We start from the raw sequence: 4,464 nt of genomic DNA, 5'->3' as shown, positions 1-4,464 counted from the left end.
AATGCCTCGTTTTGATAAGGCTTTTTTTATTTTTCTTGAGCCGTAGGCCTTTCGGCTGCGGATAAATTCTTCAGCGACTACTTCTTCAAGTTCTGATTCGTCTTTCTTTGGTTTTGATTGATAATAATAGGACTGACGTGATAGACCTAATATTCTGCACATCGCTGATATAGGGTAAAGATGCTTATTCGCATCGATTACTTGTCTCTTCGTCCGAATATCAGCGCTGCTTGCTTTAAAATATCATTTTCCATTTCTAATTGCTGGTTTCTTTTACGTAGTTCTAACAATTCTTTTTGTTCAGGCGTAAGATTATCTTTTTCTTTGAATGAACCACTCGTTTTAGATTGCTTTACCCATTTGTCAAATGCTGAAGCCGTTAGTTCATATTCTCGAATGATTTCTACACGTGGCTTTCCAGCTAAGTAAAGATTGACGATTTGTTGCTTGAATTCTTGTGAAAAAGTTCTTCGTGTTCTCTTAGACATAAAAATTCCTCCTGGTATATTTTCTTCTAGTCTACACACCTTAATTTTTCTGTCTAGTTAATTGTAGCCTATCCAGATTCATACCTACAAAATTATCCTATATGTAATTTTTTTAATGAATCTTTTATTAAATTTATATACTATCCGCAAGCACAACACTACTGGTATCGATAGCATATTTTAATCCGCGCATGAATTGATATTCATAATAGTGTTTGTTAATAACTATTAAGTCCTGGATGTAGGATAGAAGTTGAGACAGATTTTGAGAGAGGGTAAACTAATCTCAAAGGAAGGTATCTCGTCATGCCAAAACGCTACACGAAAGAATTTAAGAAGCGATTTTAGAGTTGCACAAACAAGGAAAATAAGCACGACAATTATCCTTAGAATACGAAGTTGGATATTCTACTATACTAAAGTGGGTTCAAGTTACAACCAGAATAAGTCCGGGCGGACTTACTCCGGACGAAGCTAAAGCTTTAAAAAAGCAATTAAAAGAAAAAGACGAGGAACTCCTCATCTTAAAAAAATCACTCGGCCTGCTGGCAAAGAAATAGAAATCATTGAATTCATCCGTCAAGAAAGAGAAGCAGGCCATCACAGTGTGTCAAAAATGTGTCGTCTGCTTGGCATATCTAGAGCTGTGTACTATCGTAAAATTAATCCGACCCCATCCAAAAGAGCTAACGAACAAGTTTTGTTGGATCGTCGAGTCCTCCGTGTCTACCACGAAAGTGGTCGTGTCTACGGTGCTGGGAAAATTCATTATATACTCGCACAAAACTATTCAGACTATCGAAAAATCAGCATGAAATGTATTCAGAGATCAATGAGGCGTCAAAAGATCCGATCTATTGTCATTAAGAAATTCAAAGCAGGTAAGCCTGCCAAGAAACTCTTGAAAAACTATCAAAATTTATTGAAGCAAGATTTTTCTACTACTAGGTTGAATCAGAAATGGGTAGCTGATATCACATACATCCATACGTTAGACGATGGATGGTGCTATCTCTCAACCATCATGGACCTTCATTCAAGAAAAATTATCGGTTATCACTTTGATCGTAATATGACGACTGTTATTGTAGAAAAAGCCCTTGAGGACGCTGTTTCAAATAGAAATGTTGAAAATGGGCTGATTTTGCATACCGATTTAGGGTCGCAGTATACAAGTAATGAATACGAAGAACGGCTGAAAGAATTAACTATCACCATTCCTACAGCCGTAAAGGCTGTCCCTACGATAACGAAGGAATCGAATCATTCCATGCATTATTGAAGAAAGAACATGTGTCCCAACGACCAATATATCAAACTTTTGAAGAAGCAAGGCGACAAATTTTCAGTTACGTTCAAGGATTTTATAACAACCACAGAATTCACAGTGCTTTAGCATATCTGTCTCCGGTTGAATTTTAGAAAAAGATACTGGCTGCTTAACATAAAAAATCTCTCGTAAAAAGTGTCTCAGCTATTGACTCTAATCCAAAAAGCATTATCACATTCCAGGAGGAATGGTTCTACAAACGGATTTATGCAGCCAGTATACAATAATCGAATCTTCCTATGCATCATTGAAAAAAGAAGAGGTCTATACGACTACTTACTCAGATTTTGAAGAAGCCAAACGAGCGCTATTTAGCTACATTAGTTCGATTGGTTATCTAACTCCACAGGAGTTTGAAGACCTGTCAAGAGAGGAAATAGCATAACCATCTCTATTAAAATTTGTCCAAGATATTGACCCAAATACATATTATCTGCAATATTTACTTAATAACTGTAATTGAGATTGGAGAATTTTTAACCATATAAGTAGCATGCGAACCAAAATATCCTTTAATTCCATGCATTGATCGCGATCCAATGATTAAGATATCTGCAGATGTTGCTGGCAAAATCGTCTTAGTAATTTCCTCGGCCGGATCACCTTCTCCACTGTACAGCTGAATGTTTTTTACACCGCTATTTTCTGCATATTGTTTGTACTTTTCCAAATTAAGTAACAATTGACTTTGTTTCTGGCTCAAGTACTCAGGGTCTAACGCTTCATAAACATTCAACTCTTCAATTTCTAAAATTGAGGCAATCAGTAATGCGGCTCCAGTTTTACTCGCTTGCTTTACAGCATATTGAAAGGCTTTTTGAGCTCCTTCTGATTCATCTACCCCAACTAAAATATTTTTAAATTCATCAAATCCTTCCATAGTGCATCTTACCTTTCATTAATTAATTGATTATATTTTTTATTTCCTTTATACAGTTCAATAATTGTCCACGCTAACAGTAGTAATACTGCGACGATAATGACATAGGCAATAGAATCAGCTAGTACAAGTTGGCTTGATGTCACCTTTTCACCAAAAAAACCTTCAATTTGGCCGGGCAATCCAATCAAATTTAAATATGTCAATCCAATTACTGAACCCCATCCTAGTATCCGAATAACTATCGAATTTTTAAACCGGCTTCCCATTTCCACCTCACTATTGGTCATCATTAATAATGGTACCATCGAAAATGGTAACGCAAAAGCTAAGAAGACTTGTGAATTATTCATTAGTGTATTTAACGCTGTGTGCTCCCGAATCGTTCCTTGCCTGCTTGTAATAATTACACAGATTAACACTGGGATAACTGAAATCAAACGCGTAATTAAACGTCTTAGCCAAATTGGCATTCTCATATGAATGAATCCCTCCATAATTACTTGTCCAGTTAAAGTTCCGGTAATCGTTGAATTTTGTCCAGAAGCTAGTAACGCGACTGCGAATAATGTAGAAAGAAGACCTGATTTTGCAACGGTGATTAAAATTCCGTTACTCAATGTATCCGGATTTGATAAAGCCTCATACAACCCAAAGAATGATGGATCTTTCACTGCCCCTGTTTTAAAAACAGCAACTCCCATTATGAGCAATAAGGAGTTAACAAAAAAAGCGAGAGTCAATTGAATGTTAGAATCCCATGTTGAAAATCGTACAGCATTGGCGATTTCATCTTCATCCGTACGATTTATCTTTCGAGTCTGAGACACAGCCGAATGTAGATATAAATTATGAGGCATAACTGTTGCACCAATAATTCCTAATGCACCAGTTAAAGGCGTTTGACCACCAATTGAATGTGTAGAGGAGAACGTTTCACCAGTCGGAACCAATCCTTTAAGTACATCCCCCCAATTAGGATCAGACAACGCTACTTGATAAACAAACACAAAAAGAATTACAAAAATCAAACAGACAACTATTGCTTCAATTTTTCTAAAACCAACTTTCGTTAACAACAATAATAATAAAACATCAAATACCGTAATAAAGACTGCGACGACAAGCGGAATATTAAAAAGTAAATAAAGAGCAATTGATGCGCCAATTACTTCCGCAATATCTGTTGCCATAATCGCTAATTCCGTTAAAATCCATAAAATGATTCCTAGTTTTTTACTCGTTCTCGCTCGAATTGCTTGAGCTAAATCCATTTGACTAACAATTCCCAATTTAGCAGCCATATATTGTAATAGCATTGCAATTAAACTAGACATTAAAATGACCGACATTAATAAATACTGGAAGTTTTGCCCACCCGTAATCGAAGTAGACCAGTTGCCTGGATCCATATATCCCACAGCAACTAATGCTCCCGGTCCAGAATAGGCGAACAGGATTTTCCAAAAGCCTTTGCCTTTGGGTACCTCGACAGTTCCGTTAATTTCCTCTAAAGAGGGACCATTCGCATGCTGAATTAATCGAGGTTTGTGCTCTTTACCGGACTGACTTGTTGTATCTTTTAAAATATTTCCACCTTCCTTTAAAAACATCATAAGCATACACCTCTTTTTTATTAACGCCAATTGTAAAATTAAGCTAGACAACTAAAACAGCCATTTGTGGTACACTCAACTTGTAATTCCGACCAAAGAATACAAAGGAGTGACCACAAATGACCTACACCCATCTTACCACGGATGAAC

Annotated in this window: 5 protein-coding genes and 1 pseudogene; 3 read left to right on the top strand and 3 right to left on the bottom strand. The window is 36.6% G+C overall.

The features are described 5' to 3' along the window. A pseudogene (locus ACEN33_RS11880) lies at positions 1 to 488 on the bottom strand (IS3-like element IS1485 family transposase); the annotation flags it as partial. A 493-nt stretch (positions 489 to 981) separates the two neighbouring features. On the opposite strand from ACEN33_RS11880, the gene ACEN33_RS11875 reads away from it, so the two are divergent. From ACEN33_RS11875 to ACEN33_RS11865, 3 genes are all read left to right on the top strand, one after another. After that, on the top strand, positions 982 to 1,770 hold the full coding sequence (locus tag ACEN33_RS11875; protein WP_143746385.1) for an IS3 family transposase: 789 nt from the start codon (positions 982 to 984) through the stop codon (positions 1,768 to 1,770). After that, positions 1,671 to 1,910, top strand: a complete 240-nt coding sequence (locus ACEN33_RS11870; protein ID WP_087060386.1) for an IS3 family transposase — start codon at positions 1,671 to 1,673, stop codon at positions 1,908 to 1,910. Before ACEN33_RS11875 ends, ACEN33_RS11870 begins: the two co-directional genes overlap by 100 nt. A 95-nt stretch (positions 1,911 to 2,005) precedes the next feature. Beyond that, positions 2,006 to 2,203: an IS3 family transposase gene (locus tag ACEN33_RS11865; protein WP_002297837.1), complete on the top strand. Its 198-nt coding sequence runs from the start codon at positions 2,006 to 2,008 to the stop codon at positions 2,201 to 2,203. Positions 2,204 to 2,260: 57 nt separating this feature from the next. Here the strand turns inward: ACEN33_RS11865 and ACEN33_RS11860 are convergent, their stop codons facing one another. Both ACEN33_RS11860 and ACEN33_RS11855 read right to left on the bottom strand, forming a co-directional pair. Next, positions 2,261 to 2,698 carry a universal stress protein gene (locus ACEN33_RS11860; RefSeq protein ID WP_005879133.1) on the bottom strand — a complete coding sequence of 146 codons (438 nt, stop codon included), beginning with the start codon at positions 2,696 to 2,698 and terminating at the stop codon, positions 2,261 to 2,263. Positions 2,699 to 2,706: 8 nt separating this feature from the next. Continuing rightward, positions 2,707 to 4,314 (bottom strand): Nramp family divalent metal transporter, encoded by a 1,608-nt coding sequence (locus ACEN33_RS11855; protein WP_040366370.1) that lies wholly within the window; start codon positions 4,312 to 4,314, stop codon positions 2,707 to 2,709. Positions 4,315 to 4,464: the final 150 nt, after the last annotated feature.

The sequence above is a fragment of the Ruoffia sp. FAM 24228 genome (assembly GCF_045528575.1).
Lineage (GTDB): Bacteria > Bacillota > Bacilli > Lactobacillales > Aerococcaceae > Ruoffia > Ruoffia halotolerans.
The sequence above is the reverse complement of the archived record's forward strand: the minus strand, read 5'-3'. Positions and strand labels throughout refer to the sequence as shown.

Excerpts from the sequence above, each read along its gene's own strand:
- ACEN33_RS11860 (WP_005879133.1), bottom strand. The coding sequence starts at position 2,698 with ATGGAAGGATTTGATGAATTTAAAAATATTTTAGTTGGGGTAGATGAA.
- ACEN33_RS11855 (WP_040366370.1), bottom strand. The coding sequence starts at position 4,314 with ATGATGTTTTTAAAGGAAGGTGGAAATATTTTAAAAGATACAACAAGT.
- ACEN33_RS11865 (WP_002297837.1), top strand. The coding sequence starts at position 2,006 with ATGGTTCTACAAACGGATTTATGCAGCCAGTATACAATAATCGAATCT.